General features: G+C 32.1%; 18 protein-coding genes. 2 read left to right on the top strand and 16 right to left on the bottom strand.

The genetic code is table 11. The features are described 5' to 3' along the window. Positions 1-416 precede the first annotated feature (416 nt). The 16 genes from RDK80_RS10260 to RDK80_RS10335 all read right to left on the bottom strand — a co-directional run bounded on the left by RDK80_RS10260 (position 417) and on the right by RDK80_RS10335 (position 19438). Positions 417-1229 carry an SH3 domain-containing C40 family peptidase gene (locus RDK80_RS10260; RefSeq protein WP_158220182.1) on the bottom strand — a complete coding sequence of 271 codons (813 nt, stop codon included), beginning with the start codon at positions 1227-1229 and terminating at the stop codon, positions 417-419. 25 nt (positions 1230-1254) lie between these two features. Further along, positions 1255-2031 carry a serine hydrolase gene (locus RDK80_RS10265; RefSeq protein ID WP_308524218.1) on the bottom strand — a complete coding sequence of 259 codons (777 nt, stop codon included), beginning with the start codon at positions 2029-2031 and terminating at the stop codon, positions 1255-1257. A 90-nt stretch (positions 2032-2121) separates the two neighbouring features. Further along, complete coding sequence (locus tag RDK80_RS10270) at positions 2122-3213, bottom strand: peptidase C39 family protein (protein ID WP_308524219.1); 1092 nt, start codon at positions 3211-3213, stop codon at positions 2122-2124. A 51-nt stretch (positions 3214-3264) separates the two neighbouring features. Next, entirely contained in the window at positions 3265-4209 is a 945-nt protein-coding gene (locus tag RDK80_RS10275) for an ATP-binding cassette domain-containing protein (protein ID WP_094904100.1), read from the bottom strand. After that, entirely contained in the window at positions 4202-5251 is a 1050-nt protein-coding gene (locus tag RDK80_RS10280) for an ABC transporter ATP-binding protein (protein ID WP_094904101.1), read from the bottom strand. Before RDK80_RS10280 ends, RDK80_RS10275 begins: the two co-directional genes overlap by 8 nt. A gap of 10 nt (positions 5252-5261) precedes the next feature. After that, complete coding sequence (locus RDK80_RS10285; RefSeq protein WP_094904102.1) at positions 5262-6230, bottom strand: ABC transporter permease; 969 nt, start codon at positions 6228-6230, stop codon at positions 5262-5264. After that, positions 6230-7174: an ABC transporter permease gene (locus tag RDK80_RS10290; protein WP_094904103.1), complete on the bottom strand. Its 945-nt coding sequence runs from the start codon at positions 7172-7174 to the stop codon at positions 6230-6232. The genes RDK80_RS10285 and RDK80_RS10290 overlap by 1 nt, the downstream gene beginning before the upstream one ends. Before the next feature lie 140 nt (positions 7175-7314). Beyond that, positions 7315-9180 (bottom strand): peptide ABC transporter substrate-binding protein, encoded by a 1866-nt coding sequence (locus RDK80_RS10295; RefSeq protein WP_094904104.1) that lies wholly within the window; start codon positions 9178-9180, stop codon positions 7315-7317. A 429-nt stretch (positions 9181-9609) separates the two neighbouring features. Then, positions 9610-10695, bottom strand: coding sequence for a dipeptide epimerase (locus RDK80_RS10300; protein WP_308524220.1), 1086 nt, complete (start codon positions 10693-10695; stop codon positions 9610-9612). A 22-nt stretch (positions 10696-10717) separates the two neighbouring features. Beyond that, a complete protein-coding gene (locus RDK80_RS10305) occupies positions 10718-11329 on the bottom strand; it encodes a M15 family metallopeptidase (protein ID WP_308524221.1) in 612 nt (203 codons plus the stop codon). 24 nt (positions 11330-11353) lie between these two features. Further along, positions 11354-13213, bottom strand: a complete 1860-nt coding sequence (locus tag RDK80_RS10310; protein ID WP_308524222.1) for a sigma 54-interacting transcriptional regulator — start codon at positions 13211-13213, stop codon at positions 11354-11356. A 79-nt stretch (positions 13214-13292) separates the two neighbouring features. Further along, on the bottom strand, positions 13293-14090 hold the full coding sequence (locus RDK80_RS10315; protein WP_308524223.1) for a M55 family metallopeptidase: 798 nt from the start codon (positions 14088-14090) through the stop codon (positions 13293-13295). Positions 14091-14422: 332 nt separating this feature from the next. Further along, positions 14423-15601 carry a M20 family metallopeptidase gene (locus RDK80_RS10320; protein WP_308524224.1) on the bottom strand — a complete coding sequence of 393 codons (1179 nt, stop codon included), beginning with the start codon at positions 15599-15601 and terminating at the stop codon, positions 14423-14425. 13 nt (positions 15602-15614) lie between these two features. Continuing rightward, the gene (gene alr, locus RDK80_RS10325) at positions 15615-16760 is read right to left on the bottom strand and encodes an alanine racemase (protein ID WP_308524225.1); all 1146 of its coding nucleotides are present in this window, start codon (positions 16758-16760) and stop codon (positions 15615-15617) included. 38 nt (positions 16761-16798) lie between these two features. Beyond that, positions 16799-18061 (bottom strand): diaminopimelate decarboxylase, encoded by a 1263-nt coding sequence (gene lysA / locus RDK80_RS10330; protein ID WP_308524226.1) that lies wholly within the window; start codon positions 18059-18061, stop codon positions 16799-16801. A gap of 189 nt (positions 18062-18250) precedes the next feature. Next, on the bottom strand, positions 18251-19438 hold the full coding sequence (locus RDK80_RS10335) for an anaerobic nitric oxide reductase flavorubredoxin (RefSeq protein WP_308524227.1): 1188 nt from the start codon (positions 19436-19438) through the stop codon (positions 18251-18253). A 135-nt stretch (positions 19439-19573) separates the two neighbouring features. On the opposite strand from RDK80_RS10335, the gene RDK80_RS10340 reads away from it, so the two are divergent. Both RDK80_RS10340 and RDK80_RS10345 read left to right on the top strand, forming a co-directional pair. Further along, positions 19574-20128 carry a hemerythrin domain-containing protein gene (locus tag RDK80_RS10340; RefSeq protein WP_308524228.1) on the top strand — a complete coding sequence of 185 codons (555 nt, stop codon included), beginning with the start codon at positions 19574-19576 and terminating at the stop codon, positions 20126-20128. Between the two features lie 166 nt (positions 20129-20294). Beyond that, positions 20295-23318, top strand: a complete 3024-nt coding sequence (locus tag RDK80_RS10345; protein WP_308524229.1) for an insulinase family protein — start codon at positions 20295-20297, stop codon at positions 23316-23318. Positions 23319-23329: the final 11 nt, after the last annotated feature.

The raw sequence follows: 23329 nt of genomic DNA on the forward strand, positions 1-23329 counted from the left end.
TAGAGCAATTCTATGAAGATATTGTACTATTTTTTCATATTTAGTTTACAGAGCCTTGTTTATATTTAATTGCCATGTATATACAATGCAATTAATATGCCATAACTATAACCTTGATTTTTAGATATCTTTGAACCTACATTTCCTATTTCTAGGAAACAAGTTTGTATTTTTACAATAATTCGACATTTTTCTCATGTTATAAGTGTTTTTAATTTATATTTAAATAAAATTTTATCAGTACGATAAACAGAACTATAATCCGAAAATATGGAATTTTAAATCTTTAGATGACTCTTTCTATTATAACAAAATCCTTTAAATTTGTAACAAATAAAAAAGCTTCTTAAATTTAAGAAGCTTTTTTGAAAATTATTAAGAAAGCTATAACTAAAAGGCTAAGATTTCTATGGTTTTTAAAAAATTGTGCCTATATCTGTTATGGTTTTTGCCAAATCCTCTTTATAATCCATATCACTAGAATTTAGGCTATTAATATTAACGCCATTCAAACTTGAGCTTGAATGTATATATCTGTCATTTCCTATATACATTGCTACGTGACCTGGAAAAAATAAAAGATCTCCAGGTTTTATTTCATCTAAAGTTATTTTTCTCATATATTCATCTTTTCTTTCAGCATCCCTATATATTATGATTCCATTTAACATATAAGATATAGAGCATAATCCCGAGCAATCTAACCCCAGAGGACTTTTGCCACCCCATCTATATTGTGTACCTAAGTATAGCATAGCTGTTTTGACTAATTTATCTCTTAACTGATTTTCATCATCTTTATTATAAGAAATTATTCTATCTCCTACGAAACTTGTCCTAACCCATCCAGTCCTATGATCGGCTAATTTAATCTCTGTCCAGCCATCTTTTTCATTTCCAGTAACTATAACTATGGCACCTCTAGTTAAAAATTCTTTTACATAACCCTTATAGCTTGCCTCAGGCATTACATCAACTACTGAATGAGTGATTATACTTTTCGCCTCATTCATCCATTCTTTTGACCGAATATCATCTATAATTATATTTGATTGGTGAACATAGCCACAATAATTATAGTGAGTTTCAATATAATACCAACCCTCTCCCATATCTTCTAAAACTTTTATAACCATTCCATATAAACCTTCATCAGCCATTTCACTATCAAATTTCGGATGTAGATTAATAGGGACTACGGTTTTGTTTAAAATCCCTAACCTTTGCAAATTTATCACCTCATAATATATTTTTTTACTTAACCTTTGATAAGTTATCATATACCAATTTAGAGATTTTTCCTATAGTCCTTTTTCCCACTAAATCATCTTTTCCATCTGTTGTAAAAATCCCTATTAGATAATGTATATTTTCTAAATAAAATATTCCTATATCGTGATTTAATCCACTTAATTCCCCAGTCTTATGAGCTATAACTACCTCATCTAAAATATATCTTGGCAGCATATTTCTATGTTTTTGTCTGCTTAAAATATGTATCATAAGTTCACACATTTCAGGACTAATAATAGATTTATTATATATCTTTTCCATAAGTATTGCTATGTCCATAGGACTAGTCATATTTTCTCTACCCTCTTTTGCTGCTTCAAAGTCCATCATCTTTCTTCTTAGAATTGTATCATTACAACCTATTTTTTTTGCCATTTCATTGATTCTTTCATATCCTAATAATTCTATTAAAATATTAGTAGCTGTATTGTCACTAAGGATTATCATCAAAGTAATTAAATCTATTAATGGATATTCTTCTAATTTTAATTCAGATACGAGGCTATATTCAACTCTATCACATTCTCTAACCTTTATTTTTTGTTCTAGGTCAAATTCTCCTTTCTCAACACGCTCTAGTGCTTCTGCCATTATAAGAATTTTTATTATACTAGCAGATGGAAAAGTTCTATTTTCATCATATTTTAATATCCATTGATCATTAGTTAAGTCTTTTATTATAATTGAAACCTTTTCTTCTGCTAACTTTAGCTCTTCCATAACAATTTCTTTTATCATTTTCGTCACCTCTTGTTTATAATAACGGGGGAAAAGCCTCTAAGTCTATTACTTAAAAGCAATTCAACTTTTGAGGCTTTGATGATTTTTTCAATTTAATTCCGGACTTAAAATATATACTATTTTATTCCATGCCTTCTCAAATCCTGATACTTTGTATTCCCTGCGTACGGTATCTACCTCTGGGGCTGCTGGATCATTTACGATAACGTATTCTTCTCCATCTTTTACCGTAAATCCCCTTACTACTAATAAGTGTCCACTTGGATAAGTTTGAGGAGCCCCAATTAATGTATTTTCTGATTTTGTTTTTATAGAAGCTATAACGGGAATACCTTTTGATATTTTCTCTTTTATATCATTAATTGATGTAAAACGAGCTACATATGAGTATTTACACTTTGTTCCTCCGTAGGCAGCATTAAAGGACCAATTCCCATAGATATTTTCTTTTTTATCTAAAACATTTTCTGCTACTTCTTCAGCGTCTATATCGTATCCATAGTATTCCAATACCATAGATACAGATGTAGGGCTGCATATTACATTGCCTATTTCTGGAACTACCATTTGAGATCTTTCTGGCACATTTAATTCTATTAAATAATCCTTATCTAAAGCAGAGACTTTTTCTACTTCATCCCTAGGCTTTAAAGCTAAAAATATATTTCTTATTTTTGGACTAGGCACGCTAGAATCCTTACGTGTTAATTCTACGCTATATCTAATAGCATCTGCATCTTTGCCCCAAAGTATCTCTAATGTATCGATTGACATCTTTGCCGTTTTATCAATTTGATCTTCAATACTTCCCCTAGTTCCTTCTTGAGACCATTTCCCATAGGAAAACCACATGGTCCACTGATCTTCTATCTTTGCTTTAACAAATAGTTCTATTTCAGTTTCTTCTGGTGTATCTACATTCCAAGAAGCTACTAATTCATTAAATTTTTCTGTGGCCATTATAGGTGAAATATATTTTCCTTGAAGAGATGAATCTTCTAAAATGATTTCACCTTCGTCATTTATTTTAGTATTTTCGTTTTCTCCTTCTCTAAAATCGTCTACTCTATTGACAATCAAGTTTCCATCATAAGATATTTCTTTTGTTTTAGTCGAATCGCTGCATCCACACATTAGTAATATAACCCCCATCAATACAAAAATTTTTTTCCTAAACATATGGATTCCCCCTGTAATAAAATCATCTGCTTTAATTAAAGCTTTAAGATTCTATTTATTTAATGCTTTCATGTATTCTTCTATCTCTCTTTCATTTCCCAGAACAAAATGTTCAGGTTCTATCTCAACCCACTTTGGAGGCATATTTTCATAATCATGACAACTAGGGTCATAAATTTCTAATACTTTTGATCTTTGTCGTCTTGGATCAGGCAATGGAATTGCTGAAAATAAAGATCTAGTATAAGGGTGAAGAGGATTTTTATAAAGTTTTTCAGTTTCAGCCATTTCTACTATTTGCCCTTTATAAATTACAGCTACTCTATCTGTTATAAATCTTACTACAGACAAATCATGGGCAATGAATAGATACGTTAATCCTTTACTCCTTTGTAATTCTGACATTAAATTTAATACTTGAGCACGAATAGAAACATCCAAGGCAGATATAGGCTCATCTGCAATTATTAGCTCTGGCTCAATTACTACAGCCCTTGCAACCCCTATTCTCTGTCTTTGTCCCCCTGAAAACTCGTGAGGGAACCGGCTTAAAAACTCAGGTAATAATCCAACATCAAGAAGTGCCTTTTCTACTTTTTCTTTTCTTTCTTCCTCATTTTTATAATTTTTTAAATTATATAGACCCTCTGATACTATATAATCTACTTTGGCTCTCTCGTTTAGTGATGCCATTGGATCTTGAAATATCATTTGAATTTTTTTAGTTATTTCTCTATCTAGTTCTTTATCTATTTTTCCATTGATCTTTTTTCCCTTAAATATAATTTCTCCACCTGCTGTTTCATTCAGGCGAATAATAGCTCTCCCTATTGTAGTTTTTCCTGAACCAGACTCTCCAACTAATCCAAAGGTCTCTCCCCTATAGATATTGAAGTTTACATCCTTTACAGCTACAAATTTATTCTTCTTTCTCCTTCCAAATTCTACCCTTAAGTTTTTTACTTCTAGTAAGACTTCCTTTTGGTTATTAGGCATTGTTCATGACCCCCCATTGTTGTCTTAGTATTTTTATGGACTCAGGCGGATTAACTTCTGGTGCACGAGGATCTAGCAGCCATGTCTTTGCCTTATGTGTAGGACTTACATCAAAATACGGTGGCTTTTCAACGAAATCTATCTTCAGTGCTCTAGGATTCCTAGGTGCAAAAGCATCACCTTTTATCTCATAGAATAAGTTTGGCGGAGTTCCTTTTATGGAGAATAAATCCTCTCCTTTTACTCCAAGTTGTGGAAGTGAAGATAATAGCGCCCATGTATATGGATGCTGCCCATTGTAGAACACTTCTTCACATTGACCTATCTCAACTATATCACCAGCATACATAACTGCTACTCTATCTGCAACATCAGCTACAACCCCCAAATCATGGGTAATATATATTGTAGTTAATTGATATTTTTCTTTAAGGTTTTTTAACAGATTTAAAATTTGAGCTTGTATTGTTACATCTAGGGCTGTAGTTGGTTCATCACATATTAAAACCTTTGGATTACAAGCTATAGCTATGGCTATAACTACTCTCTGTCTCATACCTCCTGAAAACTCATGGGGGTATTGTTTATATCTTTTTTCAGGTTCAGTAATGCCAACATCAGATAATAATTCAATTACTTTCTTTCTTGCTTCTTCTTTTTTTAAACCTTGATGTAATTCAACAGCCTCCTGCACTTGTTTGCCAACAGTTTTTAAAGGATTTAAGGAAGTCATAGGATCTTGAAAGACCATAGCAATTTTTTTCCCTCTAATTTTAATCCAATCATTTTCTGTTTTATAATTTGATATTTCCTCTCCTTCAAAGGTTATGCTTCCAGAATCTATCCAACCATTACCATCTAGTAATCCCATAAAACTCTTAGTGAAAACTGATTTTCCCGATCCCGATTCCCCTACTATGGCTAAACTTTCTCCTTCATACAAGTCTAAAGAGGCTTCTCTTATAGCTGTTAATACGTCTCCCCTTAGTCTAAATTTAATTACTAAATCTTTTACAGATAATATGACTTTTTTATTTTCCATAGTACACCTCCTATACGTGGTTTTTAGGGTCTGCTGCATCAGAAAAAACATTTCCCATCATGTAAAATGAGATGGTTATTATAGAAATAACTATTGAAGGAAATATTAATTGATACCTTTGTGATGCATTCATTATAAGAAGTCTTCCCTCATTAATAAGATTACCTAGTGATGGAATACTAACAGGTAATCCTAGCCCTATATAAGTCAAAAATACTTCATAGCCTATAGTCTGTGGGATAGACAATGCGACCGTCAGCATAATTACTGAAACTAAGTAAGGAAGTAAATTTCTAGCTATTATTCTTCTTGTAGGAGTCCCTAAACATTTTGATGCTAGATTATACTCCCTGTCTCTAATAATAACTGTCAGATTCCTTACAAATCTTGCCATATCTATCCATGATGTCAGCCCCATGGCAATAATCATAGTATATAGACTAGGTTTCATTATATAAGTCATTAGAACCAGTATTATAGTTTTAGGAATATTGTTGATCACATTATATATCTCAGTCATTGGTCTATCTAGCCATCTTATATAACCCCACATTGCACCTATGGTAATTCCTATAACGGCCTCCCAAAGCCCAACTATTATACCTATAAGCAATGAGGTTCTTGAACCACTCCATATACGTGACCAAAGATCCTGACCAATTGAATTAGTTCCAAACCAAAATTCTGAATCAGGAGGATTGTTTTTAAGCGGAAGCTTTGTTTCAGGATTTATATGAATTTCGGTAGGTGATTTCTGATTAGGCAAATAAGGCTGAATTAATGTAAATGCTAATAATACAGACATCAAAATTAATAGAAAGACCGCTGTTTTATTCTTTATGAAAACCTGCCAAGTAGAGCGCCAATATGAATAGTTTGAATATCCTCCGCGTTTAGCATCTTCTTCATTATATTCCACAAATTGAAATAAATCTTCATTTATAGCATTTGTTAATTTATCTACTGTACCTTTACTCATTATCTAGCGCCCCCTTTTCTCTGTAAATTTATACGAGGATCAAATAAGGCCATGAGTAAATCTCCTAAAAATAGCCCTACTATACCTATTGATGAATATATGATTACAAGAGCCTGAACTAAGGTGTTATCTTGCCTTTTAATGACCTCTACCAAAAGTCCTCCCATTCCTGGAATTGAATATAAAGATTCTATATAGATTGAGCCTGCTATTGTAAACAATATGGAAGCCGGTAAATATTGTGCCATGGGAACAAAGGCGTTGCGAAATATGTGTTTTACCATTATGGGCTTGCTTTTTAATCCTTTAGCTCTAGCTAATTTGACATAATCTTTGTTAAGCTCATCTACCATATATCTTCTCATCCACATTGCATAACTGGCTATTCCTCCTAGGGACATAGATATAGCAGGTAATATCCATGTTTTAGGTTTATCTACATCAAATAACATTGGGATCTTAAAAACTCCCGTTACATATAATTGTAAGAAAAGAAAATATACAGCAGCAGGCACTGCTCTTATAAATACTACATAGCCTGTTCCTAACTTATCCCAAAATTTATTTTTGTTTCTGGCCATAGCTATTCCCAGCGTGACTCCAACAAGCAAAGATATTCCTATAGCTGCCAATCCAAAGTATAAGGAATACGGCACCTTATCCTTTATTATGTCTGCAACGGGTACCTTAGGTCTAAAGGTAATAGATTGCCCTAGATTACCAGTTAATATATTCTTATAAAAATTAATTAATTGTTTATGTATAGGGTCCCTAAGTCCCATACTGGTTAATATAGCTTCTCTTTGTTGTTCATCTAGCTTTTCATAGGAAGTTCCGAAATATCCTTCCTCAGGCAATAACCGCATAAGAAGAAATACTATGGTAACTATGATAAATAGGGTAAGCAAAGATTGTAATAGCCTCTTAATAGAATACTTTAGCATTTTTTTCCCTCTCTTCTCTGTAAGTCAACTATATTAAATCTCAAGAAAAGTCAATTAATCTCTTACTTTTCATTAAGCTATAGTATATTAATTTTCAGACCTAAGGATTATCAGTTAATAACCCTTAGGTCTTTGAATTCTTATTTACTGTTCTTTAATGCCTCGGCACGTTCTTTCTCCCAAGTTTCAAGTGCTGCCTTATATTCTTCTGTATTCATAGGTTTCTCCATGATATGCTGTCCCTTATATCTGTTTGATGATACTCCAAATGGTGAATACTGAGATTCGAACGGATTTAATCTACCAGCTGCATATCCTCCCCCACCAAGTGCATAAGGAATAACAAAGGCTTCTTTGATTAAAAATGCTTCTGCTTCAGCAAATAATTCATAGCGCTTTTTAATGTCCATAACCTCTGCCTTGGCTTTATTTGTTAAGTTAGTATAGGTCTTCTCTCCATTGTCATCATTATAACCTTCAACAAATTCTGGGAAGTTATAATTTGCACCAGGAGTAAATGGATCTGTGTATGTTTCAGGATCTGCATAGTCAGGTCCCCAGTTACACTCTAAAAATGCATATTTTCCTGAACGTCTTACTTCTGATAAGAAGTTTGTAGGTGGTTTTGGATCTATTTGGATATCAATATAATCCTTTCCTAGTAGATTCTCCATTTGCTGTTCTATAACCTGTACTCTATTTGCCAATTCAGTTCCCCCTGAGTTATATGGCATATATACTATTATTGGAAATTTTGCTTTTCCCTTTAATTCTTCCATAGCTTTATCTCTATATTGCTTTGCCAATTCTTCATTGAATGAATCAGTATTTGCAAACTCTTTTAGACCTTCTAGCTCAGTATAATCTACTCCATCTAAGTCAACAAAACTCTTTGGCGTAATAGTATTTGATAACCTTTGCTCTGGATTATAAGGTTCTGATGTTATCATGGCAGATTTCCTATCTAATCCATGGAATAATGATTTACGGAAGTTTACATTGTTTACAGCAATTTTCCAGTTATCTGGTTCATACTCTGCATCGAATTTAGGATCAAAATTTAACGCATAAAAATAAGTATAGAATCCTGTTCTATTTGGTCTAACTGAATCTTTTTTAGCTGGATCTTTCATCCATTCTTCTACCAAAGAAGCAGGTATATCAGCATAATCAACTTCTCCACGTAAAAATAGCTCTGGTGCTAATGTTGCAGATTCTTGGTTATAGGTCTCCTTTATTTTATCTATGAATATGTTGTCCTTATCCCAGTATTGCTGATTTTTTACAAGAATTCTTCTAGTCTGCGGCTCAAAGGTTTCCATTACATAGGCCCCATTATATAGAATATTAGTATTATCTGTTCCAAATCTATCTCCTACCTCTGCTAGGAAATCTCCATTAACAGGCAAGAAACAAATATAGTTAAGCATCGATAAGAAATATGGTGTATTTTGTTTAAGAGTATATTCTAATGTGTAATCATCTACTGCTTTTACTCCTACTTGTTCAAAATCATCTATTTCACCATTGTAATACTCTTCTGCATTTTTAATTACACTATAGAATATATTTGCTGTTAGAGATTCATTATTTGGGTCTAGTAGGTACTTTGCAGCATCTACAAAGTCCTTAGCTTTAACTTCTGCATACTCCTTCCCCTCATGAGTAACCCATTTCACTCCTTGGCGAATCTTTAGAGTCCAAATTATTCCATCTTCTGAACTCTCCCATTCAGTTGCTAGACCAGGTATTGGAACCCCATATCTGTCATAGTCAATTAAGTTATCTACAAAATTAGCCGCTAAAGCGAATTCATTCTGATTTGCGGTCACTAAGTAATTTAATGTAGTGATTTCTCCTGAATAAACCGTTGAGTATTCTTGAGGCTTTGCTGCTTTATCAGGTGTTTTGGACGGATCATCTGACGAAGTATCCTTTGTATTTGGTTTTGAACATCCTGCCAAAATCATCATTATTGCCAACATTAAAGCTATTAACCTTTTCATCTTACTCCCCCTCTAATTTTTAAAAATTTATGTAGCCTTTAGTAAAACTTTCCTCCTTCCTATTAAGCTATGAAATTATCGATTAAGTAATAGTTTTTACATTGAGATAAATCAATTTCTTACTAACTACATATTAAGATAATGCAAATATTATACCACTTAAATTAGCAGATATCTGAAAGCAAGCAAACTGAGATATTAGTATATTCGCAAGATTTAGATAAGATTTTCTTATATGAATTATCAGATTATTTTAGCTACAATTCATTTGCTTTTCCGCATTTACGTAATATCAGTTAAAAGGGCAGAATTATACGTAATAGTAAATTAGTCTCACTAAGGTCAATTAGTTGCAATTACGACTTCGACTGCCACCTTTTCCCGAAATATGAATTTTTTCCGTTTTTAAGGACTTCTTAAAACCAAAATCTAAAAGCTTAAGTTTCCAATATTTTTAAAACCTAATCCCCACTCATCATTTAATGTAATTTTATAATCTTGGAATTGAGGTCCTCCATCAACTGGATCTTCTTTACATAATCCTGGTCCATCTAAATCAATTTTAGTAATTATACTTTTAGATGCTGCCAAATGGACTGCCGCACTAACACTTAGCTTGCTTTCCAGCATACATCCTATCATACATTCAACACCATATATCTCTGCAACAGAGCATATCTTTAATGCATTATGAATACCACCAGTTTTCATCAATTTAATATTTATTAAATCCGCTGCTCTATTTTGAATTATCTTTACTGCATCAAATGGAGAAAATACAGATTCATCGGCTAATATAGGTGTGTTCACATTTTGAGTAACATATTTTAATCCTTCTAAATCATTAGCAGAAACAGGTTGTTCAACAAGTTCTATATTAAATCCCTTATCTTCCATTTTTCTAAGAAGCATAACTGCTTCTTTTGGTTTCCATCCTTGATTTGCATCTAATCTCAAATCTACGTTATATCCAACAGCATCTCTTATGGCTTGTATCCTTTTTATATCCATTTGTGAATCAAGTCCGACCTTTATCTTTAATGTCTTATATCCTCTCCTTACAGCTTCAATACTATCTTGTGCCATTTCCTCCGGATCATTTACACTTATTGTCAAATCCGAAATTATTTCTTTCTTATATCCCCCTAAAAGCTTATATAGAGGTGATTTATGAAGTTGACCAAAAAGATCATATATAGCTATATCGACAGCAGCTTTGGCAGATGTATTCTTAATTAGAGACCTATCTATCCTGTTCATTATCTCTTCTATATTCTCAATTTCTAATCCTATTATTTGTGGTGCTATATAATCTTCTATAGCACATTTTATAGATCCTTTTGTATCACCTGTAATTACTGCTGTAGGTGCAGCCTCTCCGTATCCGATATGACCTGTATCAGTAATTATCTTAACTACAACATCTTCAATTTTATCAACTGTTCTAAGGGCTGTTTTAAAAGGCTTTTTAAGGGGTACTGATATTTGACCTACTTGTATCTCTTTTATTTTCATTTAAAAACCTCCTTTATAGCTTTTATAATGTAAATATCTCTAGAGGGATATCTAAATAAGGAGTGGGTTCTTCTACTCCATCGACGAAATGCCACCATTCATTCTCATATGTTCTAAATCCAACACTTGACATAACTTCATGGAGATAATTTACATTTTTTCGTGCTTCTTCCGTCATATTGTTTGAAGCAACCTTAGCGTTTTCTGTAAAATCATCGAAATCACTAGGCATTTCAAGCTCTTTTCCATTTCCATCTACTAAGGTTATATCTACTGCCATTCCATTATTGTGTCGTGGCCTAAATCCAGATGTAATTGGACTTTCAGGCGGTTTAGCCACATAAGGAGAATCTGGACAGGCTTCATAAAATTCTCTTTGCACATGCATCGGTCTATAAGCATCCCATACCTTAATGGTATATCCCCTTTCTTTGAATATCTTATTGGCTTTTACAAGCTTTTCCCCAGTTTCTATTCTTATGGCACATACTGGAACTGGATACATCACTTTCTTTAGAAAGTTATCTTTTGTAGCATATTTTAATTCAATAATAAAACTATTGTCTAAATCTTTTAATAAAACTAGCCCTTCAATTTGTTTTATATTATTTTGTGCTATATCTTTCTTTGTCATATTAACTCCTTCCATATGGCAAATTTATTCTATATTATATTTCTTTATTTTTTCATAGAAAGTAGTTTTACTTATTTTTAAGGCTTCCATGGCCCTTTTTTTATCTCCTCTATAAAATGATAATGTTCTCTCAATAATTGATTTCTCATATTCTTCTAGGTACTCTTTCAATGGAACTATATCAACGCTTTTATTCTCTTTTTTATTTAACTTTAAGGCTATATGTTTTGAAAGTATGTTATTTCCTTCAGCTAAATTGACAGCTCTTTCTAAAATATTTTCTAACTCCCTTACATTTCCAGGCCAATCATAGTTTAATATCAGATTAATAGCTTCAGAAGAAATTCTTTTAGATTTACAGCCTATCTCATTGCAGATTTTTGGAAGCACTAGTTCAATCAATGCATTCATGTCTTGCTTTCTTTCCCTCAATGGCGGTATCCAAATAGGGAATACATTTATTCTATAATATAGATCCTCCCTAAAACTTCCCTTTATCATTTCATCTTCTAGGTTTTTATTAGTAGCAGCAATGATACGTATATTTACCGTAATTTTTTCTGTACCACCAACTCTGTAGAAAGATTTTTCTTGAATAACTTGCAGTAATTTTACTTGTAAATTTGTAGATATGTCTCCGATTTCGTCTAAAAATATGGTTCCTCCATTCGCTATTTCAAAAAAACCTTTTTTTCCTTCAGATCGTGCACCTGTGAATGCTCCTTTTTCATATCCAAAAAGCTCAGATTCCAACAATGTTTCAGGTATTGCACCACAATTCACATGAATAAAAGGCTTGTCTTTAAGCTTGCTATTCTGATGAATAGCCTGTGCAAGAATTGTTTTTCCCGTTCCGCTTTCTCCTAATATCAATACATTCGAATTAGTCTTAGAAGCCTTTAGTGCCATTCTCTTTACGTATTCAATTTGCTCACTATCTCCCACAAAATTAGGAAATGCTTTGTTTAGAGCTTTCTCCTCTTTTAGTTGAGATTCAGCCTTTTCTAGTTGATTAATTGCATTATCTCTTTCCATTATAATCTTTTTTATTTCTGAAATATCTTCTACCTTTAATGCTGCTCCTATCCTCTGCTTTTTGTCCTCCACAGGTAAAAGTGTACACATAGTAGGATATCCGTTGATTTCTTCAAATTTATCTATATAACTAATATCTTCTCCTTTAGCTACATTAAAAAATTGTTGGATTATAGAATCTGATTTGTGTATTTCAAAAATATTTTTTCCGATTACATCTAATGTTTCAGTATTCTTTCCTTTTGCCCTGTATTCTCTTCCTTTTAATATGTCATTGATACTTTCTCCCCTGGCAGTATATCCATGGGATTGGTAGAATTTCATCTGTTTCGTGACTCCATCTAAAACCACCATATGTCCTATTGCATTGATGTAGTTCAAGGTGAATTCTTCATCTCTAACCTTAATAGATATTATCTTATTTACAAAATCTATTTCAACTTCTATATCTACTTCTAAATAACTTGTTTTTAATTTTAAAACATCTTCCTTATGACCATTTTTTAAGGTCTTAAATACTGGATTAGCCATTCCATCTTTGCCAAATACTCCAATGGCAATAATCGAATCTCCCATATCTATGTTATTATCCTTTACCCCCAAGGACTTTAATGAATCTGAATCCATTTTTCCATCATCCTGTCCTATGGAGTTATCTCCAATAATAACTATATCTCCAATATTAATTTTCCCTTTATCATGGTTAATTTGTCCATCATAACTTATTCCAAATATTTCCTTAGCCTTATTATTATAGATTTGTATTTTGCCCTCATTATCTATTACTATAAAACCTTCAGACATCATATCCGTAAACATTTTAACATAAGATTCTGAATTTAAAGACATTTGATCACCCTTTAGATATATATTGTTACTTAATTATATCATCATAGGCTGATTTCTTGTAGCATTGTTATATTTAAAATTATAATATAAACATTCTAGCTGTCATCAGTTCTTGAATATCCTTTGCTATATATTCCACTGTATGGTCGTCTATAAGTCTAGCTCCTGGATAATATCTTGCTTTATTAGCATCTTGATGCTCTGTAAATCTTATTTCCAACTTCAGCTCTTTTGGAGATTCTATTTTACATTCTTTAACATTTTTAATTCCTTCCTTTACTCCACTTTTTATAGATTCACATGCACAATTTGGATGCATGTTGAAGGTAGCACCACCTTCTCCACTTTTCACAGCCACAGTCTCTATATTTGGAACTAATTTTTTTGAGTTTTCACATAGTCTTTTATCTCCTGATAAAAATACTACTGGAACTCCATAATACGCAGATATCAATGAATTCATCGTAAATTCTGACGCTAATTCTCCATTGATTTTTACATATGTAGCCTTCTTAGAATTCATTGTATGAGCCAATGGGTTTCCGTTTTCTCCAGCAGCTGAATGATACCCGATAAAAATTGTAGCATCAAAACTTTCATTTATACCTGCCATCATTGATTCAGGCGAAGAAGTCCATCCTCTTATTACTCTTGCCTCTTTAGGAAGCTTAGATATGTCTATATTTCTTCCAGAGTCGTGAGCATCCTTTACCACTATTTCTTTTGCACCCATTTCTATTGCCGCTTCACATGCCGCTATAGTTTCTTTAGTCATCTGACCAACTGCCCATGCATATTCTCCATGACCTAATTCAGTTTCATTCCAATTAGTCACTCCAGTTATACCTTCAATATCTACGCTAATATAAATCTTCATCCTCCCACTCCTTTATTGTATATTTTCAATGCTAATCATATTTATAACCTTTAGACAGATTTTAATCTATCTATTAAGATACTTCTTTTTTCTGGTAATACATAAAAAATAATCTAAAATAAATTTAACAGATATAATATACATAGGTCATTTAATTATATATGAATATATGCAAACTATATGCCATTAGATAAATATGTTAATTTTCAACATTTTATAAACATCGGATTTACTTTAGGGCGAATTTCCCCCCCATTGCAAAACCCATTACCCCATAAGTTTAGATTCATTGTCTCTAGTAATATATGGTCTTTCTATTTAATATTACTTATTTAAAACATATCCAACAGTTCAAGCAAGGCCTTGGTTTGTAAAAGGACACCTATTCTAATACACTTTTCATCTGCCATAAAACATTCACTATGAATCGATGCTGTCCAGCCTTTATCCTTATTTCCACATCCCAAATTATAATATGCCCCTTTAGTGTCTTGTAAAAAGAAGGAAAAATCATCTGCACCCATACTTGGAAACTCTTTAAATTTCACTTTATCCTTGCTCAATATACTTTCTGCCGTTTGCCTCAAAACATCAACTACTTCATCATTATTTATAAGAGCTGGATAGCCCTCTTCAAATTCTACTATTGCTGCTGCTCCATATGCTTTTGCTGTATTCTCTGTTATTTCTCTAATCCTATTTTTTGCAAATACTCTTGTATCTGGATCAATTGTCCTAAGAGTACCTGACATAATGACTTCTCCAGGTATTATATTATTTTTTATACCGCCATTAATTTGGCCCAATGTTAAAACAACAGAATTTAAAGGCGATATGTTCCTGCTTACTAAGGATTGTAAGGCTGTAATTATATATCCAGCTGTTACTATAGGATCTACGGATTGATCAGGATAAGCTGCATGGCTTGATTTACCAGTTATTTTTATAGAGAATTCGTTAGTAGCTGCATTCACTTTCCCATATTTAAATTCAACTTCTCCTGCATCTAAATAAGGCATTACATGTAATGATAACATATACTCAACATCTGGATTCTTTAAATACCCTTCCTCAATCATCTTTTTTGCTCCGCCTATGGTCTCTTCTGCTGGTTGAAAAAATATTTTTACATTTCCACAGATTTCATCCTCTATTTCTTTCAATATCTTTGCCACTCCCAGATGTATGGCTGTATGAATATCATGTCCACAGGCATGCATAACTCCCTCATTCACTGATTTAAATGGAATATCAGTTAGTTCTGTTATTGGTAATGCATCAATGTCTGCTCTAGCACCTACAGTCTTACCATCTTTCTTTCCTCTTATTATTGCTACAACACCTGTTTCAGCAACTCCCTTTACATGCTCGATCCCCCACTCATTTAGATACTCGCAAATTCTATCACAGGTTCTATACTCCTGCTCACTTAACTCAGGGTGCATATGAAAGTCTCTTCTTATGTCTATTAATTGGGAAAAAATATCATCAACCCTTTTTTCTATATCCATATTACTCTCCTTATTATATATAATTAATTATATTTACTATTTTTTCATCCTTAATATAGACCCGTGGTACTCGCATACCAATTCTACTCATTATCTCATTTTTATTTGTACTTCCTAGTAAAGAAGCATTGTGGATATCAAGAGTATTATTTATTCCGTCACCATATATAATGGCCTCATCGCCTTCACATACTTCTTCTATATCAGTTAAATCAACCATACATTGATCCATGCAGATTATTCCAATTATTGGTGCTTTTTGATTACGAATTGTAACAAAGCCCTTGCCTGTTAAATTCCGAGGATATCCATCAGCATATCCAAAGGGAACAGTCCCAATAATACTATCCCTTTCTGCTTTCCATACATAACTGTAGCTTACACCTTCACCTTTAGAAACTTTTCTGACATTATATACTTTTGTTTTTAATGTTAGTGCTTGTTTTAAATCTAAAGTTCCATAGTGAAATCCCTTTATACCATATATAATTGCCCCAGGCCTTATCATATTCATCCTGAACTCTGGATAATCAACTGCTGATATACTATCTTCAATATGATTATATTTAAATTTTACACCTCTTTCTTGGAGGTTCTCTATGACCTTTAGGAGCTTTCTATATTGTTTCTCATCTTCTTCTTTATTTGCTAGGGCCAAATGAGAAAATATTCCTTCTACATTTAGGTTTGGCAATTTAGAAATTTTTTCGATTTCATCTATGTTTTCTTTTGAATCTCTAAATCCCAGTCTATTAAATCCTGTATCATATTTTATATGAACAACAGGTATTTTATTATATCTATTGCCATAATCATTTAAAATTTCAGCTTGCCTATATGAAAATATGGTTTGAGTTATATCATTTTTAACTACATGTTCCAAATATTTATCTGGAGTAAATCCCATAATAAATATCTTGTAATCTGAAAAATGTCGTCTAAGGTCTAATGCCTCCGTAAGAGTTGCTACAGCTAAATAATCCGCTCCATTTTCCATCAATTCTTGGGCCACTCCAACTGCACCATGACCATAGCCATTAGCTTTAACTACTGCCGCTATAGCTACTTCTTCTCCAACCATTTCCTTTATATTTTTCATATTATATATTATATTATCTAGATTAACCTCAAGAAAGGTATCACGTAGCAGAAGTTCCATAGTTTATTCCTCCAAATATATTCAATATATAATAACAATTATATATCATTTCTCAATATGTCATCATAGTTTTCTCTTTTAACTATTAACCTGTCTTTTCCTTCACTTAACATGACTACAGCAGGTCTTGGGATTCTATTATAGTTACTCGACATAGAATAATTATATGCTCCTGTTGATAGAACTGCTAGCATATCTCCTGTTTCTACTTTAGGTACTTTCAAATCCCAAATCAAAATATCCCCAGATTCACAACACTTTCCTGCTACAGTCACTACATCTGTTAATTCCTCTCCCGCCTTATTTATGACGATAGCCTCGTATTTAGCTTCATACAAGCTGGGTCTTGGATTATCGGGCATACCACCATCAATTGAAACATAAGTCCGTATTCCCGGAATTTCCTTAATAGCTCCTACTGTATAGATTGTAATCCCTGCTTCTCCTACTACCCATCTACCTGGTTCTATTATTACTAAAGGTCTTTCTAGCTCATATTCTTTACATCTATCTTCAATCTCTTCTATTATAGAATCTGTAAAATAGGCTAAAGGTTTTCTTTCCTCACCTTCAGAATAATGAATACCATATCCTCCCCCAGTGTTTAACTCCTTGACGATAAATCCATATTCATCTTTTACTTTTTTCATTAACTGCATCATTATCTGAATAGCTTTAATATGATTTCCATTATCTGAAATCTGTGACCCAATATGAAAATGGAATCCAAGCAATTCAGTGAATTCCAATTTCAAAACCTTTTCCATTGCTGCCTTTATGGTTTTTTCATCTAGAGGTATTCCAAATTTAGAATCCACTTGCCCAGTTTGAATATACTTATGGGTATGGCTGTCGATACCCGGACTTATTCTAAATAGTATATGAACCTTTTTATTATATTTCTTTGCTATCTCTTCAATAATATCCATTTCTTCTAAGTGATCTACAACTATTCTTCCTACATTATTTTCTATTGCCAATTCTAGTTCATCTATAGTTTTATTATTTCCATGGAATATTATTTTTTCCATAGGAAACTCAACTTGAATTGCAGTGTAAAGCTCACCACCAGACACTACATCCATTCCTATAGCTGATTTTTTAATAATCCTGGCCATTTCCTTAGTTAGAAATGCTTTACTAGCATATACCGCCATTGTCTTGGGATGCTTATCCAGAAAATCTTCTCTAATCTCCCTCAGTCTATCTTTAATATAATCCTCAGACATTACATAAAGAGGTGTTTTATATTTTTCAGCTAATTTAACTGTATCACATCCAGCAAATATATAATTATTCATTTAATAACAACTCCTCCGCAAAATAGTTTCCAATATTAATTACAAGCAAAAAATATGCCAAGTAAATAAATAGCCTATTGCTAATATTTAACCTGGCATATTTGAAATTTTAGTAATATTTCTTCCTATTTCTCGTTTTTTTTCCGTCTTTTCGGAACTGTTCTTCGGAAAACTTCTTATTATTCTTTTCTATAGTTTTTCCGCAAAATTCTTTCCAAATTCTATACACCTTGATATAGCTCCTGCATCTGGATTCCAAAGTTCTTTTATTCCTTCTTGCACTATCTCAAGTTTTGCATCCTTTAGCTTCTGCTCTATTACGGCTACGGACTCACCAGACCAACCATAGGAACCAAAAGCTGCTGACTTTTTATTCTTAAATCCTATTCCTTTTATCATCTCAAGAATCCCTGCTGTTGCATGCATTATACTCTTATTAACTGTAGAAGAACCAAATAATATTGCTTTAGATTTAAATAATTCAGTTATTACATCATTTTTATCTGAATTTGCTGCATTATATAGTTTTACAGTTACATCTTTATTCACTGATTTTATACCCTCTGAAATTGACTCTGCCATTCTTTTTGTGCCATTCCACATAGTATCATATACTATTGTAATTTGATTTTCTTGATATGCATCTGCCCACTCTAAATATTTTTCAACTATTTGTGCCGGATTATCTCTCCAGATAATTCCATGAGATGTAGCTATCATATTAAGTGGCAGGTTAAACCCTAAAACCTCTTTAATTTTATTAGTGACTAATACACTAAATGGGGTTAATATATTTGCGTAGTATTTAACAGCCTCTTGATATAATTCTCCCTGATCTACTAAATCATTATACATTAAATCCGATGCATAATGTTGTCCAAAGGCATCATTACTAAATAATATATTTTCTCCACTCATATAAGTCATCATACTATCTGGCCAATGAAGCATTCTTGCTTCTACGAATGTTAGAGTTGATTCTCCTATATCTAATGTATCTCCTGTCTTTACTTCTACAAAGTTCCAATCTTCATGGAAATGGCCTTTTAATATTTTTGCCCCGTTTGATGTACAATAGATTGGAGTATTTGGTATCTCCTTCATTAACAATGGTAAAGCTCCGCTATGGTCTATCTCTGAATGTTGCGCTATTATATAGTCTATTTCATTTAGGTCTATTTCCTTCTTTAATTTCTCAACATACTCTTCAGCAAATGGTTCCCAAACTGTATCAATAAGTACTGTCTTCTTGTCTCTAATTAAGTATGAATTATAGGAAGACCCCCTATGTGTCGAGTATTCATCTCCATGGAAAGTTCTTAATTCCCAATCTATCTTCCCTACCCATGTTACCTTATCAGTCATCTTAAAGCTCATTGCACTACCCCCTTATAATTAATTATTTAATCCCATAATATATGTACCCATTTTATTGTAAAATATTATTATTTTGTTATTTATTATGAAATTAAGGGTAAAATCATAAAGAAAATATTTTGTGAGGTGAATATCTTGGAATCCATAAGAATAATGGTTGAAGAACATACCAATATTAGGAAAATGCTTAAAGTAATCAGGAAAATTTCCTATAGAGTTATGACTAACTCTGAATACGATATAGATGATTTACCAAGAATAATTGATTTTGTAAGAACCTATGCAGATAAACATCATCATGGGAAAGAAGAGGATATACTATTTCAGACAATGAATAAGGAAATTGAAAAATTAGCAAAATCAGGTGCTATTACTGGAATGTATATAGAGCATGATATGGGAAGACTTTACATGGCCAATCTTGAAAAGTCATTGGAAGAATTTAAGAATGGCAATGATGAAGCAAGACTTGATATTATAGCAAATGCCATTTCCTATACAGATTTATTGGATAGACATATAGAGAAAGAAAATACCGCCATGTATAAATTTGCTGAAAATATGTTAAATGATAGCAGTAAAGCTTTTATTGAGGATGAATGTAGAAAAGTAGAAAACTCCGCAACTGAGGCACGAATTCAAGAAAAATATATTACTTTAATAGAAGAATTGGAAAGTAAATATAAATAGAATAAACATAAAAAAATGACATAGGTAATACAATGCAATTACCTAGGTCATTTTTTTAATCAAACTATCTTTTACTTAACAAATTAGTTGACAAATGGTAAATTATAGTGTACTATTCAATTAATACACTAGTACAAATAAATTATAATACAAAAGGGGGATATCTGTGAAAGGATTTAGTGTAAAACAAAAACCAATTGCTTTAATTTTGCTAGCAGTTTTATTATCAACATTTTTATTCTCTAACATGTCTTATGCTGAAACAAAAAATTTAAGAGTTGGAGAAACTTATTTTGGATTCAAACTAATTGAACAAAAGCATCTAAAAGAATTAGATTCCGTTGGTAGGATTTTTCAACATGAAAAAAGTGGTGCTAGGTTACTTCAAATAGAAAATGATGATGAAAACAAAGCGTTTTCTATTTCTTTCAGAACACCAGTTGAAAACAACAAGGGAATTCCCCATATTTTAGAGCATGTGCTCTTAAATGGAGGCTCAGAAAAATTTCCCGTAAGAAATCTATTTTTCGAGATTGTAAAGGGAACTTTGACCAAGAATCTAAATGGACTTACCTACCCAGACAGGACTACTTATCCATTTTCTAGTATGAACGATAAAGAATTCAATGACTTACTGGATGTTTATCTCAGTGTAGTTTTTAAACCTGCCTTTTATAAGGATGAAAAGTTCTTTAAAGTTGACGGGTGGCATTATAGCATTGAGGATAAAAATGCACCTCTTCAATATAATGGTGTTGTATATAACGAAATGAAAGGAGCTTTGTCATCTCCTGATTCACAGCTACATTATTCAATAATGCAAAACTTATATCCAGACACTAATTATACTTACTTATCTGGAGGAAATCCTCCCGATATACCAAGCTTAACTTTTCAAGAAGTAAAAGATTTTTATGATAAATATTATCATCCTTCAAATAGTTATATTTATCTCTATGGAAAAATCGATATATTGGAGAAACTTAAATTTATAAATGATAATTATTTAAAGGATTTCGATAAAGAGGAAATAGATTCTAAACCTATTGTTCAAAAACCCTTTGACAAGAGAAAAGATATAATAGTTGAGTATCCTATTTCAACGGAGGACTCTGAAGAAGGAAAATCATCTGTTGCTCTAAGCTTTTCTATTAAAGATGATTCTAGAATCGATACGATGACTTCCTTCAATGTACTAACTTACATGCTATTCAAAAACCAAGCTTCTCCAGTGGTGCAAGAACTAAATAAAGCTGGTTTTTACAATATTAGTGCCCAAATGTCTCCTAACTTCTTGCAACCTTATGTAACAATAACTGCACAAAATATCAATCCTGATATGAAGGATAGTTTTGTAAATATTGTGTTTTCTTCCTTAAAGGATGTAGCAGAAAAAGGTATAAATAAAGATCTTATTAAATCAACACTAAACGTAGTAGAGCTAGATTTAAGACAGCAATACTCAAGAGATATTAATACAGGGCTCATGTATGGTGACTTAGCAATGTTTAGCTGGCTATATGACGAAGACCCATTTGAAGGCCTAAATATGGCAGATAGCTTCAGAAAATTAAAGATTGCATTAGATAAGCCTTATTTTGAGGAACTAATCAAAAAACATATTCTAAATAATAAACATAGTTCTTTAATACTTCTTCAGCCAAAGAAAGGCTTAATGGAAGAAAAAGATGCTGCTGCAACACAAAAACTCAGAGAATATAAGGCATCTCTTTCGGATAAGGAAATAGAAGATATTATAAGAGAATATAAAGAACTTCAAGAATGGAATAACACTCCTAATTCTAAAGAAGCCTTAGATACCATGCCTGCATTATCTTTAAAAGACTTAAAACCTACTATAGAGGAAATCCCTACTATAGAAAGTAAAGATGAAGATATTATTATTTTGCATCATCCATTATTCACCAATGGTATTGGAAGCATAAATTTATATTTTGATGCTTCTTATGTGAAACAAGAACAAATTCCTTATATAAATCTCTTATCAGAGATATTAGGGAAAATGAGTACCGAAAATTATAATTATACTGAACTGCCAGTGCAGGAAGCTATGTATACAGGAGGTATCAACTATTATCCTAGTGTACTAACTAAAAAAGGAAATAACACAGATTATGATCCTAAATTAGTCGTGTCATCTATTGCCACTGATGAAAACATAGGTCAAATGTTTAACTTGATTTCAGAAGAAATAGAAAAGACTAAATTCGACGATAAAGAAAGGCTAAAACAGCTTATTTCAATGTCAAAGTTTACTATTGAAAATCAATTGAATAGCATGCCTTTGAATACGGCCGCAATAAGAAATCTCTCTTATTTCTCACCTGTTTTCAAATATAACGATATTTTAAATGGCTTTGATTATTATGATTTTATATCAGAACTTAATTTGAATTATGATTCTAAGTATGAAGAAATAGTCGCAAATCTTGAAGAAGTTAAAAATACTATTTTTAATAGAAATAATTTAGTAATAAGTATCACTGGAGAAAATACAGAATATAAGGCTTTTAAGGAAAATCTTCCTACATTACTTGAAATCTTGGAAGATAAAGATTATCCTTCACAAAAATATGAATTTAAGATTGGAGATACTAACGAAGCCTTTACATCTCCAATAGATATTTTATATAACTTCGCAGCTTTTGACTTTACAAAGGGCGGATATAAATATAGCGGTAGCATGAAGGTTTTAAACAATGTTATATCTGACTATTTATTTAATGAAATTCGTGTCAAAGGCGGAGCATATGGTGCTATGTTTAATATAGTCAACGAATCTAATATTATCTTTATGAGTTATAGAGATCCAAAATTAAAGGAAACTTATAATGCCTATAACAGCACCGTAAGCTTTCTCAGAAACTTTGATTTAGATGAGAAAGCATTTGAGAAATTTATTATTTCTTCTTTGGCAGAATACTATGTTCCAGTATCTAGCATACAAAAAGGAAATGAGGCCGATTATTATTATCTTATGGGAATTAAGACTGAGGATTTAAATAGAGAGCTTAAAGAAATATTAAACACGAAGCCTCAGGATATGAAAAAATTTGCTGAAATGATTGAAAAGGGGTTAAAAGATAATAATATTGTAACAGTTGGAAATGAGAAAGTAATAAAAGATAATAAAGGTTTCTTTAATAGTATAAAAAATTTAATAAAATAAATATCCAAATA

Source organism: uncultured Tissierella sp. (assembly GCF_902479755.1).
GTDB lineage: Bacteria > Bacillota > Clostridia > Tissierellales > Tissierellaceae > Tissierella > Tissierella carlieri.